The sequence below is a fragment of the Gilliamella sp. B3801 genome (assembly GCF_026536645.1).
GTDB lineage: Bacteria > Pseudomonadota > Gammaproteobacteria > Enterobacterales > Orbaceae > Gilliamella > Gilliamella apicola_I.
In genome coordinates this window covers 38,615-59,194 of record NZ_JAFNNR010000004.1, presented here as the reverse complement: position 1 = coordinate 59,194, position 20,580 = coordinate 38,615, and the positions used below count along the sequence as shown (strand labels likewise).

Sequence of the window (20,580 nt, the reverse complement as noted above, 5' to 3'; positions counted from 1 at the left end):
CAGATGCTAACGATAAAAAAACTTGCAATCACGCGCTCAACTGGTAAATCTTTTTTTAGTGTTAACCTTCCTGCGCTGACCGTTAAAGCGGGTGAGGTGGTTATTATTCGAGGTGATAGCGGTTCGGGTAAAAGCACATTACTTGAAATGATAGGTATGATTCTAAAGCCTGACCATATTGGTTGCTACAATCTTACTATGGATAATGGTGACGTTGATATTGCTCAACTAATCCAACACGATAAACTGGATAAGTTAGCGGATATGCGCGCAAATTATTTGGGCTTTATGTTGCAAACAGGCGGATTACTCCCTTTTTTAACGGTGTATGATAATATTTTGCTTTCATTAAATGTGTTACAAAAAAAGGTGGATAAACAACGATTTGATTATTTAGTACAAAAGTTGAGTATTTCACACTTGTTAAGTAAATATCCTAAACAACTCTCGATTGGTGAAAGACAGCGAGCTTCTTTTATTCGTTCAATTATCCATAAACCTGCACTATTACTGGCTGATGAACCGACTTCAGCGCTTGATCCTTATAATGCCAATTTATTATTTGATTTAATAATTGAGCAAGCTCAGCAGGATAATATTGCTGCCTTGATTGTGACCCATGATTGGCAACGTATTGCTGATAAAGGATTATTTACTTTAACGTCTCAAATTACCTCTTCCCATTCATCCGAATTTTTACCCTTACAAGATGAGGTATAAGCGATGATCACATTATTATCGAAATGGCGGCTTATTACTCGGTTATCTTTGTCGGATTTATGGTACGACAAGAAGGTTTCATTTTGTATTATTGCATCGGTGATCTCGGTAATTACCCCACTGTTGCTACTCTTTAGCTTAAAATATGGTGTTGTTTCACAGCTTCGCCAGCAGTTACTTAATGATCCGCAAAATTTAGAAGTTAAAATTGTGGGTAATTTACAGTTAGATCATTCAATGTTTGAATGGATTGCCCAACAACCTGAAACTGCGTTTGTGATTCCGTTGACACGTTCCCTTAATACTCAAGCTGATTTAATGAAAGATAATCGTCATTTTGTTAATAATGCTGAAATTATTCCGACAGCTAAAGGTGATCCTATAACCCAAAGTTTACCGCTCTTGCATCATGAACAACAGATTTTAATATCCGCTTTAGCCGCAGAAAAAATGCAGGCAAAGGTTGGTGATAAAGTAAAAATGGTTGTGACAAGACAACTCGATGGCAAACTGGAAAAAGGTATAGTCGAGTTAGAGATCATCGGAGTGATTCCCGAAATTTATTATAGTCGGGCTGCCGCATTTGTGTCTTTAGCGCTTTTAATTGATATGGAACATTTTTATGACGGTTATCAAATAAATATTTTTCAATCAACCACAGGGCTTGTTAATCCGCCAGAACATAACTCATTTGCTAGAGCACGTATTTATGCAAGGTCACTTGATGATGTAGCGCCTTTGTCTTATAAACTACGTCAACAAAATATTGAAACACGTACTCAAGCTAATGCGATAGAAAATATGCAAGCGATAGATCGGGTTCTCAATTTTATATTTAGTGTCATTGCAATAACGGCTGTATTAGGGTGTATTTTATCTTTTACAGGATCATTTCTATCTAATATTGAACGTAAACGCAAAGATATCGCTTTGATGCGATTACTTGGATTTAAATCTAAAGGGATTATGCTGTATTTAATGACTCAAGCCATGATGCTAAGTTGTTTGGCATTTATCATTTCTTGCCTACTTTTTTTATTTGGCAACTATGCCTTTAATTTTGTGTTAGGTAAAAATTTAGTTTCACATCCAGTAGTTAGCCAATTACAATTTTATCATTTTATTATCGCATTTTTACTTACTTTATTGATATCAGCTATTGTAGTAACGGTAGGAGGTCGACGTGCTGTTAAGATTCAGCCAGCAGAAAGCTTGCGCGAAGTATAATCATAAAAAATGGCATTATTGGGGACTAATCTTAAGTTTTATCCCTTTATGCAGTTATGCTGAGCCTTGGGAGAGTAAGTTTTATAATCCTAAACCTGCCAGTGATGATGTGATTTTGCCGATGCCTTGTGATGGGCGTTTGGTGATGAAAAGGGTATTTACGTCTACCAATAAACCACTTGAGGATGTAAAAGTAATTTTAGGCAGTAATCAAAAAGAGTTAGGTTTTGCTGAATACGCAACACCTAATTATATTTCTGGTAGCTTTTCTAATGAAAACGAAGAAAGGTATTATTTAATCGGTAAATATGAAATTACAGCACTACAATATCAAGCGGTGATGAATGATACTTGTCCAACGGCTAAAGTGAATTTGATTTTCCCTGTGACTAATATTAGTTGGTTTGATGCTATTGCATTTAGTAATAAATATAACCAATGGTTACTGGAAAACCAATCTCAATTAAAAGCGTTGCCAAAAGGCTATGTACGTTTGCCAACGAATACCGAATGGGAGTACGCTGCACGGGGTGGCATGAAAGTCACTGAATCTGAATTTCGCGAGACAGTTTTTCCTATTACGAGTGGTTTGGAAAACTATGCCTGGTTTTCAGGGGCAAAGTCAGCCAATGGAAAATTACAACTTATTGGTCGGTTAGCTCCTAATCCACTGGATCTTTATGATATTTTAGGTAATGCCAGTGAAATGATGTTTGATTCATTTAGAATGAATAAATTAGATCGTTATCATGGACAACCAGGAGGCATGATTATTCGGGGCGGTAGTTATTTGACTCCTGAATCTTCAATAACAACTGCCTTTCGTAGTGAAAAGCCTTACTATGATAATAAAGGTGCTTATCAAAGCAAAGATGTTGGATTTCGTTTAGTGTATACCACTGAAGTTATGCACTCTAAAGTTTCGATTAAAGAATTAGAAAAACAGTGGAACGAACTTGGTAATGAAGTCGAATCGTCAAATGATAACAATGTGGTGAATGAACTGGAAAAAATTACTAAACAAGTTGAAGATGAAAAAACTAAAAAAGAGTTAAATCAACTTAATCTACTTTTACGAAGTGCGAACCAGTCACGGGATGAGCAGCGAGATCGTTCCATTCAATCTGCCTTACAATTGGGGGCTTTTTTATGTGCGAATGTCTCTGATCTTAATGATAAATATGAATATAATCATAATTTATATAATACAATGATTAATGAAATTTGTGATGCAAGCGACTCAAGTGAGCTAGAGAGTACAGATATGTGTTCTAAAACAAAGTTAAATAATTTAAATCAAGTTGTTATTGATTCAAGAAATGCACGCAATTTTATATTAAAATATTATGCTGATACTATTGTTAGCACTGCATCAAATTACGAAAAAAACACAATTAATGAACAAGCTAAAGCAACACAATTTATTTTACAAAGTAGTGGAAAGGCAAATATGAGCGATTATTTAAAGCTCTATTTAAAACATATCAATCAATACATTGTATCGGGTAAAATAGAACAATCAGTTTGGTTACAAACCTGCAATGAAATTAAAGGAAGGAAATAATGAAAAAAATAGTTGTCATAATAACATTATGTTTATCTGTTGTCTTAACTGGATGTCAATCATCAGGGTGGAGAACTAAAGACGTTGATCCTGCATTAACCAATAGTAATACATCTCAATTTTTTAGTAAATCAGCCTGGCAATCGTGTGTCGTTGGTGCAGGATTTTCTGGTCTTAGCTGTATTTTAGTTGGCGGAAAACCGGGTGTTTGTCTGGCTACAGCAGCGGTAGGGTGTGGTGTATTAATGGGCGCTAATTATTATCTTGATTCTAAGCGTGCTGAGTATGCAGATGAAGAAATGCGCATTGATGCTTATATTTATGATATTCAGCAAAATAATATGGAAGTACAAGCTGTCACTCAAAATGCGCAAGCTGTATTGGATAAAAATTTAGCAACTTTGAAAGTGTTAAATAGTCAGATTGAAAATAAAACGTTGAGTAAAAGACAGATTAAAAATGAGTTGAAGCAAATCGATGCAAATATTGCTTACTTAACTGACAAATTAGATCGTATGAAAGGCATTGAAAGTGATTGGGTTATGCTTTCAGCAAGGGAAAAACAATCAGGGATTAATATGTCAAAATTAGATAAACAAATTAATCAGCTTCATAAACAGATAGCATTACTTGAAAAACAAATTAATGTGGTAAGTCAACAACGTTCAGCAGTACAGGTGAGCTAATGATGAAAAAAAGATACCTTATATTATTCAGCCCTATTTTGTTGTTAATGGGCTGTTCAACCACAACCGAACAGTGTGATCCAACGAATACGAATATCGGTTTTTTTGATAAGATAAGTTGTCATTATTCTGGCAACTATCAAGCCCGAATTGATCAAAAACAGCAAATTTTAGAAGATGAAAAAAAGGCAAATCAACAATTTAAAGCGATCTATGCCAATATCGAACGACAGAAAAATGACACTGCCTTAAGTATTAAGCAAAAGCAAGCACAACAACAAAAATTGAAAGATGATTTAACGAGTTTAACCAACGAAATTAAAGAAAAAGCGAAAGATCGCGCAGACTTGCAAGCACAAGTCGATGATATTGAAAAACAACTTAAGCAAGTGAATAATTCAAATTCTTCAGAAATTGAAAAGAAAGTTGAGTTAGATAAATTAAATAAAAAACTTCAACAATTACAGAAAGCTTTGAATATCTAAATTTGCGTATTCATTATATCAATAGTTAGCAAAAGCGATGTTTAACATAAGGAAACAAATTAGCAATGCAACGTATAACCAGAATGTTATTTGATCCTAATGATTTAGATAAAATCTCGTTATTTGATCAATATAATTCAGTTTTACAATTGTTAAAGCCTAATGTTAGCGAACGTAGTTTTTCGATTTTAGCAATACCGAGATTAATTGAAGGCGATCATTGTCTTGGTTGGTATACGCATCTTGAAGGTCAACCCGTTGCCATTGAAGAGATTATTAATGAAGCAGATAAAAAGCAGATTGAAAAAACACTTCAAACGCGTTTAAATGATATTGAAAATACTATCAAAATCAAATCATTAACGGAAGATCAACAAACGCTGATTTCGGCTTGGTTACCGAGAATGAGAAGTTTAGGTAATGTGATTTATGTCATTAATAATGAACCTGTGATTGTTCATCATTTTGATGAGCCAATCCTAACTAATGAAGTGGCTCCAGCCTTTCCTGTCAAGACAACAAAATCATTTTGGCGTAGGTGGTGGTTTTTGACCTTAGCACTTGCTTTTGTCGGGTTACTTGGATATCTATATTATTTATATATAAAAGATAAAGCACCCGTACCTATTGCTGAACTATTACCACCAACGACCTCAAACAATCCCACTTCTGAAGTAATTAGCTGTATTTCACAGGAAGAAATCCAAAAAAACGAGCAAACCTCTAAAATGGTGATGATATTTGATAACTCCGCTTCGATGTATTTAACGCTTACTGAACCTCAAGCAGAAATTGAAAAATATTTGTCAAATGGGATTGATCATCTTACTTTCGAAGAAGCCAAGCAATATGAAGAAAGAATGACCCGATTACCGAATCGACTATCGAGTAGTAAGCAGGTTGCGTTATCCAGTATTGATAAAATACAACCTAATATCAATATTGCTCTTGTCACGTTAAATAGTTGTCCTGTCGCAAAGGCATCTGCATTTTATCATTTTGATAATAGAGAAAAATTGAAGAATGAAATTAATCGTTTAACACCATTAGAATATGATAGTGCTACTCCGTTATATAGTGGTGTAAAGCAAGCCAGTTCAATGCTTGATGGCGTAAATCATGATGATTATATTTTAATTATCAGTGATGGTGACGATAATTGTTCGGAAGATAATATTTGTACTTTAGCCAATGAAATTGCCAACCAACAACCACGTTTAAAAATAAATATAGTGGACATTGTGGGACAGCATAAGATTGATTGTTTAGCGGATAAAACGGGTGGAAAGGTCTATATTGCTAACAATGTCACCGAGCTTGTTGAACAGATGAATAAAGCGGTTTCTGATATGAATATCAGTAAACCTTTGTGTGAATAAGTAGCATTCGAATAGGATATTATTCAGTGATGATCTTTAATATTTGGATGTTCATGTTGAAGCTGAGGTAAAATTAGAATGATCTGTAAGGAAGTTAATTTATCATGCAGCGAATAACACGGCATTGTTTTGATAGCAGTGATTCACAAAAAATCAATTTATTAGAACAATATAATTCATTACTATCGTTATTAAAATCACATCTGACTGAACGGGCTTTTTCTGTCTTCGCTATTCCAAAATTGATAGAAGATGATCATTACATTGCATGGTCTACCAATCTGGAAGGACAACCCATATTATTAAGCGATATCAGTAATGAACTATATCGACAAACGGTAACGATAACGTTACAAACACGTATTATTGATATTGAAAATACCGTTAAATTGATGCCGTTAACCACTGAACAACAAACACTGGTTTCATTTTGGATACCAAGAATTAAAAGTTTAGGTAATTCAATTTTTGTCATTAATGATGAGCCTGTTATTGTTCATACGTTTGAAGATCCTGTTTTACCGCCTAAAGTACCCGAACCCAAGCTTCCAACCAAATCGACTTGGCGTTGGTGGTCTATATTCCTTTTAGCATTGCTATTACTGGCATTAATTGGTGGGCTTTGGTATGTCTTTTATCCATTTAATAAAGATAGTGTGGATGAAGCAAGTCATGTTTCAGCACCAGTAATAACACCTGCTGATGAAGAGAAAAAACCTCAATTAGAGCCAGTTGATGTTCCTATCCAACCTGATCCAGAAGTTAAGCCGGATCACCAACCTGTTGAGCACACAGAAACAGTGGTTGAGGAGAAAAAACTGGAACCTGAAGAAAAGCCTAAACCAAAAGTTAAAAATCCTGCTAACTGTATTACCAAAGAAGAATTGGTCAGTAATCCCAATCCATCTAAAATGGTGATGGTATTTGATAATTCGTTGTCGATGATTGTGACATTAGCAGAGTCACCCGCTGAGGTTGAACAGTATTTTCAGTATTTGGGTTATGGTTTTCCACGCTATATGTCGGAACAAGACAAGCTAAACTACGAAAAACGTATGACTCGATTACCAAGCCGTTTATCAAGTAGCAAAAAGGTTGCTTTAACTAGCATTGATAAAATACAACAAAATATCAATATTTCACTAGTGACCCTAACGGGCTGTCCATCGGCCGAGGTTTCACCTTTTTATAGTTATAAAAACCGTGGAACACTGAAAAATAAAATTAATAAACTGACGCCAACCGCTGCTGGTAGTGGGGGAACACCACTTTATAATGGATTAGAAAAAGCTAGTAATATGCTTGATGGAGTAAAACGAGATGATTATATTTTAATTATCAGTGACGGTGAAGATACCTGTACTCATAAAAATATCTGTACATTAGCTCATCATATTTCAGTCTCAAAACCTCGTTTAAAAATCAATATTGTAGATATTGCTGGTGAACATAAGATTGATTGTGTTGCAAATGCGACAGGGGGCAAGGTATATATAGCTCAGACACCAAAAGATATGATTAAACAGATGAATAAAGCCGTTTCAGATATGAAAATTAATCGCCCTGTATGCCAATAAAGAATAAGACAGATGAATATTCATCGTAGACTATTTTAGCGATGTGTATTAATAAAAAAACCAGACTATTTTGAGTCTGGTTTTTTATTCCAATTTGAGCTAATTAAAAATCTAAGTTAGCTGCTTTAAGAGCATTTTCTTCGATAAATAATCGACGAGGTTCAACTTCATCCCCCATTAGTGTGGTAAATAGTTGATCCGCTTCAATAGCATCTTTAATGGTCACTTGTAACATTCGACGACTGGTTGGATCCATTGTGGTTTCCCATAATTGTTCTGGATTCATTTCACCCAACCCTTTATAACGTTGGATAGTCAGACCACGGCGTGATTCTTTAATTAACCAATCAACGGCTTCTTCAAAAGAACTAACCGGTTGTTTTCGTTCTCCTCTTTGGATATAAGCACTCTCTTCTAAGAGTTCTCTTAACTGTTTACCCAAATGACAAATGTTACGATACTCATTACTGTGAATAAATACCTGATCTAATGCATAGTTATTATCTACTCCATGCGTTCTCACTTTGATGACAGGTACATAAAGTTGTGTTTTTTCATTATATTCAGCTGAATAACGGTAACTACTACCATGTTGTTCTTTATTCGATAAATTGTCGACAATGGTTTTTGCCCAATTTTCGACTAATTGCTTATCTTTAAGTATATTTTCATCTAATACATCATGGTAAACCAGCTCAGACAGTAATGCTTTAGGATAACGGCGTTCCATTTTCGCAATGAGCTTTTCAACTTTTTGATACTCAGCAATCAATCTTTCTAAGGCTTCGCCAGCCAGTGCAGGCGCATGATCGTTAACATGCAATGAAGCATCTTCAAGCGCTAATGCTATTTGGAATTGCGTCATCGCTTCATCATCTTTGATATATTGTTCTTGTTTCCCTTTTTTCACTTTATAGAGTGGTGGTTGCGCAATATAAACATAACCACGTTCGATAATTTCGGGCATTTGACGATAGAAAAAGGTTAATAGCAATGTTCGAATATGTGAACCGTCGACGTCAGCATCGGTCATGATAATAATGCTGTGATATCGCATTTTATCTGGATTATATTCATCACGACCAATTCCACAACCCAATGCCGTAATCAGTGTAGCAACTTCTTGTGAAGAAAGCATTTTATCAAAGCGAGCTTTTTCTACATTCAAGATTTTACCTTTGAGCGGTAAAATGGCTTGGTTTTTGCGGTTTCGTCCCTGTTTTGCAGAACCGCCCGCAGAGTCCCCTTCCACTAAGTAAAGTTCAGATAGGGCAGGGTCTTTTTCTTGGCAATCAGCCAGTTTACCCGGCAAGCCACCTAAATCTAATGCACCTTTACGCCGTGTCATTTCACGCGCTTTACGAGCGGCTTCACGTGCTCTTGCTGCATCAATAATTTTACCTACCACGATTTTTGCATCAGATGGGTTTTCAAGCAGATATTCCGCTAATTTTTCACCCATTACCGATTCAACAGCCGATTTTACTTCTGACGAAACTAGCTTATCTTTAGTTTGAGATGAGAATTTTGGATCAGGTACTTTGACCGATACAACCGCGATGAGTCCTTCACGAGCATCATCACCGGTCGCACTAATTTTCGCTTTTTTGCTGTATCCTTCCGCTTCCATATAATTGTTTAGGGTACGGGTCATTGCTCCACGAAAACCGGCTAAATGGGTACCGCCGTCTCGTTGAGGAATATTATTGGTGAAACAATAAATATTTTCTTGGTAACCGTCGTTCCACTGTAAAGCGATTTCAACACCTATACCGTCTTTTTCCGTACTGAAGTAAAAGATTTTTGGATGAATCGGGTTTTTATTTTTATTCAAGTATTCAACAAAAGCTTGTATCCCACCTTCGTAGTGGTAATGTTCGCTTTTACCGGTACGTTCATCAAGCAATCTGATTGAAACACCTGAATTTAAGAATGATAGCTCACGTAAGCGTTTAGCTAAAACTTCATAAACAAATTCAATATTAGTAAAGGTTTCTGGGCTTGGCCAAAAACGCACATAAGTACCCGACTCACTAGTCTCGCCAATGATTTTTAACGGCTCTTGAGGGACACCTAAATGGTAAACTTGTTGGTGAATTTTTCCTTCACGATAAATGACCAATTCTAATTTATCAGATAGGGCATTAACGACGGAAACACCCACACCATGTAAACCACCAGATACTTTATATGAATTATCATCAAATTTTCCGCCAGCATGTAATACCGTCATAATGACTTCAGCTGCTGAAACTCCTTCTTCTTCATGGATACCGGTTGGAATACCACGACCATCATCTCGTACTGAGACTGAATTATCAGGGTGAATGATCACTTCAATGTGATGACAATAGCCAGCTAATGCTTCGTCAATGGCATTATCAACAACTTCAAAAACCATATGGTGAAGTCCTGTTCCATCATCAGTGTCACCAATATACATACCTGGACGTTTTCGGACAGCATCAAGTCCTTTAAGTACTTTAATGCTAGAAGAATCATAAGAATTTGACATGGATCTCTCGACTTGTTTGATTTATTTATATCATTCTGTATATTTAGGAAATTATACCAGATTTTATGTGAAAAATCTTATCATTTTCGTCAATCATATGGGTTACTTGGTCTTGGCTAACCGCTGTGATAAACACTTGTGAATTCGCCATTTTTAAGCGTTTAGCTAATAACGCTCGTTTATGATGATCTAATTCTGACGCGAAATCATCAATTAAATAGACACAAGGTTGTGCGCTTTGTTTTGAATAATATTCACCTTGCGCAAGGCGTAGTGCACACATCAATAATTTTAATTGTCCCCGTGATAAGAAATCTTCAACAGGTATATTGTCAATACGCAAACGGATATCGGCTTTATGTGGGCCTAATGAAGTATAGTTGAGTAATCTATCTCGTTCATACTGTTTGTGTAATATGTCGCTATAATTAATGTTTTGTTCCCACCCTTGATAATATTGACAATTAAGCAGATATTCTGGCAAAAAGTCATGGCAGGTTTGTATGATTTCGGGAAAAATATACTGTGAATACTCCGAGCGAATTTGACTTATTTTTTCAGCAATGGGAGCCAGCTCTTTATCCCAAGGTAACAGTTGATTATAACTCGTGGATTGTTTTAATAAGGCATTACGTTGCTTAAATAACCGCTTTAAATTGTTCCATAAATGGATAAATTCAGGATAATGATGAAAACACCCCCAATCAATAAAAGCTCGTCGATATTTAGGCCCACCAATAAGTAAATCAAATCCTTCTGGTGTAATTAATTGAATGGGTAAGAGTTTAGCAAGATCGGTTAATCGAAATCCCTCATCACCATCAATTTTAATTCTATTATCATTATTACGTGCTTTGACTAACCCAATGGTTCGGGTTTGTTGATTAGATGATTCAATTTGGCTAAATAACGTTAATTCAGATTGTTCATGCTGAATAATACGATTGGATTGTATATGTCTAAATGCTCGTCCATGACCAAGCATATAGATAGCTTCAAGTAGGCTAGTTTTACCACTACCATTATCGCCAACAATAAAGTTGAAATGGGGGGATAAACACAGCTCGGTATAAGATATATTACGAAAATGATGGATTTTGATCTGTGAAAGAATCATATAAGCTAAGTTATTCCGGCCTAAGCCGGAAAGGTTAAATTTGATTATAAGCGCATTGGCATCACAACATAAATGGCTGACTGATCATTAATGTCTTCAATTTGTACACTTGATGTGGCATCAGTTAAAAGTAGTTGTACACTATCGCACTTCAACGTATTTAATATATCTAATAAATAGGTCACATTAAAGCCAATTTCAAGTTCTGCTGAAGAGTATTTTACATCAACCACTTCTTCTGCTTCTTCTTGTTCTGGGTTATTTGCTGTAATTTTTAATTGGTTGTTGTGAACATGAAGTCGGATACCGCGAAATTTTTCATTGGATAAAATGGCGACACGTGATAACGAATTTCTAAACTCTTCGCACGAAACTTCTAACGGTTTATCGGGATTACGTGGCAATACTCGTTTGTAGTCAGGGAATCTGCCGTCAATCAGTTTTGAGGTGAAGGTAAAATCACCGAGATTAACTCGTAAATTATTATTACCAATTTGTATATTGATAATATCGTCATTATCACTCACCAATTTTGCCAGTTCAATAACGCCTTTTCTTGGTAAAATTACAGAACAAGACGTTGCAATATTTTGACCAATCGGTTGCGAACAAAGAGCAAGTCGATGTCCATCGGTTGCAACAGATTTTAAAAGTCCATCTTCGATTTCAAATAACATACCATTAAGGTAGTATCTTACATCTTGGTTAGCCATCGAAAACTGGACGGCATCGATAAGACGTTTGATTGTTTTTTGTGGTACAGAAAGTTCGACATCGCTTTGCCAGTTTTCTAAGTTAGGAAAATCACTGGCAGGTAGTGTAGATAAGGAAAATTTACTTCGACCAGATTGAATCATCAATCGATTGTCATCAACAGTTATTGAAATCTGAGCATTGTTGGGTAAATTTCGACAAATATCAAGAAACTTTCTCGCTGGGACTGTGGTTGCACCGGGTTCGTTTGCTTCCGTAAGCGGGATATGAGCAATCATCTCTATTTCAAGATCGGTTCCCGTCATGGATAGTGTACTATCACTTACTTGTAACAATAAATTGCCTAAAATTGGTAGCGTCGGGCGACTGCTTAAAGGCGCACTAACAAGTTGCAATGGTTTGATAAGTTTTTCTCGATCAATAATAAATTTCATAATGTTGATTCTTTTATTAAGTTGATAATGTTCGAATTAAATTGGAATAATCCTCTTTAATATCATTGCTTTCTTCTTTTAATTCAGCGATCTTTCTGCATGCATGTAATACAGTCGTATGATCTCTTCCGCCAAAGCCATCACCAATTTCAGGAAGACTTTTATTTGTTAATTCTTTTGCCAATGCCATGGCAACTTGCCGCGGTCTTGCAACAGAACGGGAACGACGTTTAGAAAGTAGATCTGAGACTTTAATTTTATAATACTCTGCAACCGTTTTTTGGATATTATCAATAGTAATTAATTTTTCTTGTAAGGCAAGTAAATCTTTCAGAGCATCTTTAACAAAATCAATCGTAATGGATTTGCCCGTGAAATTTGCATTGGCAATTACCCGATTTAATGCGCCTTCTAGTTCTCGCACATTAGAACGTAATCGTTTAGCAATAAAAAAAGCGACTTCTTCCGGTAATTTTATATTATTTTCTTCGGCTTTTTTCATCAAAATTGCGACTCGTGTTTCAAGTTCTGGTGGTTCAATCGCAATCGTTAAGCCCCAGCCAAAACGTGATTTTAAGCGATCTTCAACACCATCAATTTCTTTGGGATAACGGTCTGAAGTTAAAATAATTTGTTGGTTACCTTCTAATAATGAATTAAAGGTATGGAAGAATTCTTCTTGCGATCGCTCTTTATTGGCAAAGAATTGGATATCATCAATCAGTAATGCATCAACAGAACGATAGTAAATTTTGAACTCTTCTATCGCATTATTTTGCAGTGCCTTTACCATATCTTGAACAAATCGTTCTGAATGCATATAGACTACTTTAGCATTACTTTTGACTTCCATGATTTGATTGCCTACAGCATGTAATAAATGGGTCTTACCTAAACCTGTTGAGCCGTATAAAAATAGTGGGTTATAAGCTTTTCCTGGATTTTGAGCAACCTGTTTGGCAGCAGCTACTGCGAGTTGGTTGGATTTACCTTCAACAAAGCTATTGAATGTATGTTTATGGTTTATTCCCGAGTGATAGGTATGATTATTGTTACTTTCTTTGGTTGTTTTCCAAGCCGGCATTACGTCCGTTTTAGGCTGATTATTTTTAGTTTTTTTTTCCATTGACAATGTTGATCCCACCTCAAGGTATAGCTTTAGGGAATCATCATTGAAAAGTGTATTGATCAATTGAGATATGTTGTTAAGGTATTTATTTTTTACCCAATCTAATACAAATCTGTTTGGTGCATAAATATAGAGTTTGTTATCAATCATTTCCGCTTGCAATGGGCGAATCCATAAATTGAATTCCGTTGTAGGAAGTTCTTCTTGTAGTTGAGAAAGACATTCTTGCCAGATAGCGGTAGGCACAAATCACTCCTTTAATTTTTATTATTAACAGCACATCGTTAATTATAATCTTTTTTGTGGATAATTTATAGAGTTTTAATGTTTATTCACTAACTTATTAGCAATAAAAAAACCCGGATTAACCGGGTTTTTATTGTTTTGGAAATCGAAAATTAGTGAGTTGTTTCTCTAACTTGTTGAAGGTTAGTTGCTTTCACTTCGATTTGTACACGACGATCTGGTGCTAAACATGCTTTTAATGTAGCGCCACGTTTGCCATTACATTCGCTGCCAGTTACTGGTTGAGATTTACCTACACCACGAGCACTGATGATCTCAGATGGAACACCTTTAGATACTAAGTATTTCATCACAGATTGAGCGCGTTGTTCTGAAAGTTTTTGGTTATAGTTTTCTGAACCGATACGGTCAGTATGACCAATTACTACGATCGCAGTTTGAGTAGGGCTAAGTTTGATAAGATCTTGTAATAATCTATCTAACTCTTCACGACCTTTTTCTTTTAAGTCAGCTTTTGCATAGGCAAATAGAACGTCAGCGTTTAAATCGTAAACTCGTTCAGAAGTTTTAACAACAACTGGAGCTTCAACAGCTGGAGAACCTAAACGGTAAGTGATACCTAAGCTTAAAGTTCCTGCATCTGGAGATGCGTCAGTTTTAGTATGGATGTGGTTAACATATTGATACTCTAAACGAGTAGAGAAGTCTTCTGCAAAACGGTAGTCTAAACCTAATGCATAAACTGGAGAAACGTCAGTTTTTGTTCCGCCTTTGCCATAACTTTCTTTAACGTATCCACCGTTTTTCCATTTAGCGATAGTGATCATTGCACCTGCACGACCATAAACATCTAAATCATCAGAGATGAAAGATAATGGATAGCTTAATTTACCAGTTAAAGAAACACCTTGAGCAGAAACTTTACTATGACCTACGTCATAAGTTTTACCTGCATTGTGGTAAGATCTTTTATATTTAGCAGAACCTAACCAATCATAACCTAATTCGAATGCTAAATATGGGTTAGCTTGGAAGCCAAGGAATGCACCACCAGCAACATTACTTTTGTCAGTTGTGCTGATTTTAACATCACGACTAAATGCACGTACTTTACTTTGATCTAAACTATAAAGTTCTGACCAGCCTAATTTACCACCAACGTAAAAAGTGTTGTCTTCATATGCTGCATTTGCCGCAGTAGCTGTTAAGCTCGCAACTGCGATTGCTAGAGCTAATGTTGTTTTTTTCATTTTGTTGCCTCAACTTGAATGTTGTTATAGACGTTGTTTGCTTTCCTTTTAATTAAATTTTACTTTAAATAAAGGATCGATTACTTATTGTTTTTAATTATGATGCACATAATTTGATTTCAATTATAGCATATATTATACGCAGATCTATAATTAATGACACTTTATGTAAAAAAAGTTTACACAATCTTTTAAGTAATTTTATTGATGACGATATAAAAGTCATTGATTGTTGTTGATAATAAGTTCGCCATGATGAAAAAATCGGCTTCTAATTTTTTATCAAATTCATCAGCGCCAATATCCTCATTCTCATCTAAAACACTCGAATCAAATTTTATTCGCTTCAATGTTAAATCATTATTGACGATAAAATTCACACCTCTTTCGTCGATAATTTTCACTTTTGTTATCCATTTTCCCGAATCAAAATGTATCATCATTTCATCACTGGTGATATCTTGATTTTTGCAGCTAATAATCCCGTTTCCTTCAAGTGGATCTTTTAATTCGGCTTGATCACCTAATATAAAAGGTGCAAAGTTCAGTTTTTCTTTGACCCAAGTTGTCATGATTTGCTCAACTGGTTTTTCAATGGAGAGCGGTGTTAATGCAAGAACTCCCAATTCCTTACGTAGAATAGCCAAAATATCTTCTGCTTGCTTAAAACTGCTGGTATCAAGAATAATACGTTTATTTATGGTGTCTATCCATAACCAATAATGATTGTATTTACTAAATGCTCTAGGCATAAGGTCGATCATGACTTCATCTTTTAACGTTGCCTTTTCATTTTTAGTTAACTTTCTACTCAGTGCTTGTTCTTGTTTATCAATTTTTTCAAGTAGAGCTTGTTTGATAACAGGAGCCGGTAAAAGTTTTGTTTCTTTTTTTATACGTAATAAAAGGTGACCTTGCATATCAACAATAAAATCATCGTGATAATTATCATTATAAGGTGAAACCCAACCCATTTTCATGGTATCTATATTTCCACATGGGGTAAAAGGTACCGATTTGATAGCTTTTTCAATAGCGTTTTTGTCAAGTAAAGTGTCATTATTAAGTTGGTAAATAATGGCATTTTTAAACCAAAGCATAATTTTGATTTCCTAAATTTATTTTAATGATATCCAAACTGTATCAGGATTAATTTGATTAAATCGTTTATCTATATTGTATGGGGTAAATAAAAAGTATTGAAATTAAAATTTATAAGAGACTCCCATATAAAATGAGGTTACAGTGCTTTTGTTAACCATTGGGCTATTAGCTGCATCACCGGTTAATTTGTCGACATGCATGCCACCGAACAGATTAAGATGTTCGGTTAATGCATATTGTGCACCTATTTCGATATAGGGTGTGAAAGATCCGTTAGCATGATAATAGCGTAAACCAGAACGAGAAGATTCTTTATGTGATATCCCATAGTAATAATTATTGTGTTTGTTATTTGCCCAGTTGATACCTATTGTTGGAACAATAATTAAATTACCTAGCATAAATGGTACGCTGTAATCGGCATTGACTAAGATGCTATTACTTTTATTTAGCATGTCTGCTCCAATGCTGCTTGAAAAACTGCCCCAATTGGTATCAATAGAGTACTCAAATTCTGCTAATAATGTTGCATGACGGCTATCAAGCCGTTTTAATTGGCGATTATTTGAGTCGTGTGGTTTGAATTCATTATCAAGATAACGAGCACCGATAGATAAACTTTGATTATCGTTATTAAAAACATACACACCAGCCGATAGATCATCGATAAAAAATGTATCATTATCGTAATCGATATGGGGAACTGGATAGTAACTGGAACGATAACCTTTGTAAGGTGAATTTGACCAACCGCCACCAACACCGATAAAAGTAGGATCTGCTAATGCGGTTTCACCAAATCCTAATGCAGATAACGCTAAAATAGGAATTATGCAGTGTGATTTTTTCATAGGGTTTATATCCATTTGGGTAACAATGCTATCCTCTAGCAGAAAATTATTTCGCTGAGTTTGATACTATCGTCACACAATCTATACAGTAATTGTACATTGTAACAAACAATTTTCTTGAATAATAATGCCACATTTTATCGTGTTTGAATATGGATTAGTGAGATAATTATGAGTAAACCAACTTTAGAAATGATTAATAGTCGTCCTGACGATGCAACATTATTAGCTGATGAAGCTAAATATTGCTCTTTTGGTGATACTGTTCATTATGTTGAACCACCAAAGATTTTTGATGGTTGCGAAGGTAGCTACATGTATGATAAAGAAGGTAAAGCTTTCCTTGATTTACAAATGTGGTATTCAGCATGTAATTTTGGCTATGCTAATGAGCGATTAAACAACGTACTTAAAAAGCAAATTGATACTTTACCACAATGTGCTAGCCAATATTTGCATCCAACCAAAATTGAATTAGCTAAAACCATTGCACAAGGTATGGAACAGCGTTTTGGTTATCAAGGACGAGTTCATTTTAACGTTGGTGGATCACAATGTATTGAAGATTCTTTAAAAGTAGTACGTAATGCTACTGGTGGTAAGTCATTAATGTTTGCGTTCCAAGGTGGTTATCATGGTCGTACACTTGGCGCATCTTCAATTACTTCTAGTTATCGTTACCGTCGTCGTTATGGTCATTTCGGTGATCGTGCTATGTTTGTTCCTTTCCCATATCCGTTCCGTCGTCCAAAAGGCATGACCGCAGAAGAGTATGGTGAACACTTAGTTGCTGAGTTTGCACGTCTATTTGAAACTGAATACCACGGTGTATGGGATCCAAAAGTAGGACAAGCTGAATATGCTGCATTTTATGCAGAACCATTACAAGCAACGGGTGGTTATATTGTTCCACCTCGTAACTACTTTAAAGGTTTGAAAAAAGTATTAGATCAATATGGAATTTTATTGGTTGTTGATGAAATCCAAATGGGCTTTTATCGTACGGGTAAACTTTGGTCAATTGAGCATTTTGATGTTAAACCTGATGTGGTTGTCTTTGCCAAAGCGTTAACCAATGGTCTTAATCCACTAGGTGGTTTATGGGCACGTGAAGAGTTGATTAATCCTGAGGTGTTCCCTGTCGGCTCAACGCATTCAACGTTTGCTTCTAATCCATTAGGTACAGCAGTTGGTCTTGAAGTGTTAAAAATGACGTCAGAAACTGATTACGAAACCATGGTTATGGAAAGCGGTGCTTACTTCCTTGAAGGTTTAAAAACACTTGAGAAGAAACATAAAGAGATTGGTGAAGTCGATGGTTTAGGTCTTGCGCTTCGTGCCGAAATCTGTACCGAAGATGGTTTTACTGCTAACAAAGCGTTAGTAGATAAAATGGTGGATATCGGTATGTCAGGTGATCTTGATTGGAAAGGTAATAAAATGGGCTTGGTGCTTGATATCGGTGGTTATTATAAAAACGTGATCACTTTTGCTCCATCGCTACATATTACTCGTCAAGAGATTGATCAAGGTATCGAACTACTTGATCAGTTAATTACCCGAGCGAAAAAAGAACTTTAATTGTTAATTTCTAACCTTCCCGTCAACTCATGTTGGCGGGACTGCACATGATAGCCAATCGTTTAAATATATTTATGAAATACATCAATCAGCTAGAACCAAATGAATTAGTCGACAATTTTTTGACTTATCCACCGCATGATTTTACGGCGTGGCTGAGTGAAAATGGTGTGCCTGCTTTTGCTGCAAAGTTTGATTTATTAACTACTGCTGATGATGATTTTAAGCATAAGATCCAAAAACTCCCTTTTTTTAAAAAATGGCGACATTGGTTACAGCCGAAAACTTGTTTTATAGGAACAACCGTTTCTGAATATGCTCTATTGACCGATCAGGTAGAAGCAGAACAGTTAGCGGATAACATTAAAACCGCATATACAAAAAAGTATCCTTTTGTTATTGTCAAAGATTTGCCTTTATCCTCGCCTTTACTTAGCGAACAAGACAATCATTATTCGAACCAGCTTATTTCGGCATTAAAAACAAGAGGATTTATTGAAGTTGAAGGACAAGCATTAGCTTGGTTACCGATTGATTTTAGTGATTTAAATGATGTTTTTTCACGATTTTCGTCCAGCCGTCGCAAGAATTTTAGACGTAAATTAAAAGCTCGCGAAAAATTAGAGATTAAGGTTTTGCATAGTGGTGATGAGTGCTTTTTTGATGATGAGGTGTTAGATCATTATTACCAACTTTACCTCAATGTGTATCAACAGAGTGAGGTTCATTTTGATTTACTGACCAAACCGTTTTTTATTCAATTGCTGCAAAGTAAATTTATCCAAGCACGCATTTTTACCTATTATCACGATAATGAACTAATTGGCTACAATATCTGCTTTGTCGTAAATAATATGTTGGTCGATAAATATATTGGCTTGGTTTATCCTCAAGCTCGTGACTTTAATCTTTATTTTGTTAGTTGGTTTTTCAATCTGGAGTATGCCATTGAGCAAGGATTTAGTCACTATATTGCGGGTTGGACAGATCCTGAGGTTAAACGATCGTTAGGTGCGCAATTTACTTTAACCAAACATTTGGTTTACATCCGTAACCCATTATTAAGATTTATTTTAAGCAAATTGATTGGTCATTTTGAAAGTGACAAGGAGAAAGTAGCATGACATATCCTATTATACTCAATTTCGATCAGAGTGTAGGCGAGATTAATAATGCTAAAATAATTGATGTAACTCAGTGGCAAGATACGATTCGCTTTGGTTGCTCTGAAAAAAAATTCTGCCAATTTAAAGCTGAATTACAGCAATCCTTACCTGAACATTATGGTACAGTCTTTATGGGAAGTGGTGATTATCACCATATTTCATTGTTGCTTATTGAACGGTTGGCTAAACACTATTCCGCCGATAATCCAATCCAAGTGATTGTGTTTGATAATCATCCTGATAATATGCGCTATTTATTTGGTATTCATTGTGGTTCATGGGTTAGCTATGTGGCAAGTTTACCTTTTGTCAGTCATGTTCATGTGTTAGGTATCACATCTCATGATATTGGACTTTCCCATTTTTGGGAAAATAGATGGAAACCCCTTTTTCAGAAAAAACTGACGTATTGGAGTTTGGATGTCAATGTGTCGTGGGCAAAAAAAATAGGTTTGGGGCAAGCTTTTCGCCATTTTTCTACTCCAGATGATCTGATTGCTAGTTTCTTATCCGAACAATACCATAGCGCCGAACCTGTGTATTTATCGATAGATAAAGATGTATTAAGTGAAAAGGTCATTCACACTAATTGGGATCAAGGTCAATTACAAACTTATCATCTGCTTGATACCATTACTTCGTTAAAGCAACGTATTGTGGCAAGTGATATCACTGGTGAATTGTCAATATGGCAACCCTCTAATTGGTTCAAACGGTTGCTGAGTTCATTAGATAAACAACCCACTATTGAGGCAGATAACTTACACAATTGGCAACAAGCACAACATCAGCTTAATTTAACATTATTAAAAGCTTTATCAGTATAATGACAAGT

Annotated in this window: 17 protein-coding genes; 10 read left to right on the top strand and 7 right to left on the bottom strand. The window is 35.5% G+C overall.

Annotated elements, in window-relative coordinates:
- Positions 1-3 precede the first annotated feature (3 nt).
- The 7 genes from J3U14_RS04345 (at position 4) to J3U14_RS04315 (ending at position 7,638) form a co-directional block, all read left to right on the top strand.
- Positions 4-720: an ABC transporter ATP-binding protein gene (locus tag J3U14_RS04345; protein ID WP_267350397.1), complete on the top strand. Its 717-nt coding sequence runs from the start codon at positions 4-6 to the stop codon at positions 718-720.
- Positions 721-723: 3 nt separating this feature from the next.
- A complete protein-coding gene (locus tag J3U14_RS04340; RefSeq protein ID WP_267350399.1) occupies positions 724-1,947 on the top strand; it encodes an ABC transporter permease in 1,224 nt (407 codons plus the stop codon).
- Positions 1,904-3,511 (top strand): SUMF1/EgtB/PvdO family nonheme iron enzyme, encoded by a 1,608-nt coding sequence (locus J3U14_RS04335; RefSeq protein ID WP_267350401.1) that lies wholly within the window; start codon positions 1,904-1,906, stop codon positions 3,509-3,511. Before J3U14_RS04340 ends, J3U14_RS04335 begins: the two co-directional genes overlap by 44 nt.
- Complete coding sequence (locus tag J3U14_RS04330) at positions 3,511-4,197, top strand: hypothetical protein (RefSeq protein ID WP_267350403.1); 687 nt, start codon at positions 3,511-3,513, stop codon at positions 4,195-4,197. Before J3U14_RS04335 ends, J3U14_RS04330 begins: the two co-directional genes overlap by 1 nt.
- Positions 4,197-4,682 carry a hypothetical protein gene (locus tag J3U14_RS04325; protein ID WP_267358827.1) on the top strand — a complete coding sequence of 162 codons (486 nt, stop codon included), beginning with the start codon at positions 4,197-4,199 and terminating at the stop codon, positions 4,680-4,682. The genes J3U14_RS04330 and J3U14_RS04325 overlap by 1 nt, the downstream gene beginning before the upstream one ends.
- Positions 4,683-4,747: 65 nt before the next feature.
- The gene (locus J3U14_RS04320; RefSeq protein ID WP_267350406.1) at positions 4,748-6,061 is read left to right on the top strand and encodes a vWA domain-containing protein; all 1,314 of its coding nucleotides are present in this window, start codon (positions 4,748-4,750) and stop codon (positions 6,059-6,061) included.
- A gap of 104 nt (positions 6,062-6,165) precedes the next feature.
- Positions 6,166-7,638 (top strand): VWA domain-containing protein, encoded by a 1,473-nt coding sequence (locus J3U14_RS04315; protein WP_267350408.1) that lies wholly within the window; start codon positions 6,166-6,168, stop codon positions 7,636-7,638.
- A gap of 103 nt (positions 7,639-7,741) precedes the next feature.
- On the opposite strand, the gene gyrB is transcribed toward J3U14_RS04315, so the two are convergent.
- The 7 genes from gyrB to J3U14_RS04280 form a co-directional block, all read right to left on the bottom strand.
- Positions 7,742-10,153: a DNA topoisomerase (ATP-hydrolyzing) subunit B gene (gene gyrB / locus J3U14_RS04310; protein ID WP_267350409.1), complete on the bottom strand. Its 2,412-nt coding sequence runs from the start codon at positions 10,151-10,153 to the stop codon at positions 7,742-7,744.
- A gap of 43 nt (positions 10,154-10,196) precedes the next feature.
- Complete coding sequence (gene recF / locus J3U14_RS04305; protein ID WP_267350411.1) at positions 10,197-11,270, bottom strand: DNA replication/repair protein RecF; 1,074 nt, start codon at positions 11,268-11,270, stop codon at positions 10,197-10,199.
- A gap of 44 nt (positions 11,271-11,314) precedes the next feature.
- A complete protein-coding gene (gene dnaN / locus J3U14_RS04300; RefSeq protein ID WP_267350413.1) occupies positions 11,315-12,418 on the bottom strand; it encodes a DNA polymerase III subunit beta in 1,104 nt (367 codons plus the stop codon).
- 16 nt (positions 12,419-12,434) lie between these two features.
- Positions 12,435-13,793, bottom strand: coding sequence for a chromosomal replication initiator protein DnaA (dnaA, locus tag J3U14_RS04295; protein WP_267350415.1), 1,359 nt, complete (start codon positions 13,791-13,793; stop codon positions 12,435-12,437).
- Positions 13,794-13,945: 152 nt separating this feature from the next.
- Positions 13,946-15,043 (bottom strand): porin OmpA, encoded by a 1,098-nt coding sequence (gene ompA / locus J3U14_RS04290; protein WP_267350416.1) that lies wholly within the window; start codon positions 15,041-15,043, stop codon positions 13,946-13,948.
- A 191-nt stretch (positions 15,044-15,234) separates the two neighbouring features.
- Positions 15,235-16,143 carry a recombination-associated protein RdgC gene (locus J3U14_RS04285; protein ID WP_267350418.1) on the bottom strand — a complete coding sequence of 303 codons (909 nt, stop codon included), beginning with the start codon at positions 16,141-16,143 and terminating at the stop codon, positions 15,235-15,237.
- 105 nt (positions 16,144-16,248) lie between these two features.
- Positions 16,249-16,998 carry a MipA/OmpV family protein gene (locus J3U14_RS04280; RefSeq protein WP_267350419.1) on the bottom strand — a complete coding sequence of 250 codons (750 nt, stop codon included), beginning with the start codon at positions 16,996-16,998 and terminating at the stop codon, positions 16,249-16,251.
- Between the two features lie 171 nt (positions 16,999-17,169).
- Between J3U14_RS04280 and J3U14_RS04275 the strand changes: the two genes are divergently transcribed.
- The 3 genes from J3U14_RS04275 to J3U14_RS04265 are packed head-to-tail and all read left to right on the top strand — an operon-like array spanning position 17,170 to position 20,572.
- Positions 17,170-18,579: an aspartate aminotransferase family protein gene (locus J3U14_RS04275; RefSeq protein WP_143425959.1), complete on the top strand. Its 1,410-nt coding sequence runs from the start codon at positions 17,170-17,172 to the stop codon at positions 18,577-18,579.
- 47 nt (positions 18,580-18,626) lie between these two features.
- Complete coding sequence (locus J3U14_RS04270; protein ID WP_267350422.1) at positions 18,627-19,703, top strand: GNAT family N-acetyltransferase; 1,077 nt, start codon at positions 18,627-18,629, stop codon at positions 19,701-19,703.
- On the top strand, positions 19,700-20,572 hold the full coding sequence (locus J3U14_RS04265; protein WP_267350423.1) for an arginase family protein: 873 nt from the start codon (positions 19,700-19,702) through the stop codon (positions 20,570-20,572). The genes J3U14_RS04270 and J3U14_RS04265 overlap by 4 nt, the downstream gene beginning before the upstream one ends.
- Positions 20,573-20,580 lie beyond the last annotated feature (8 nt).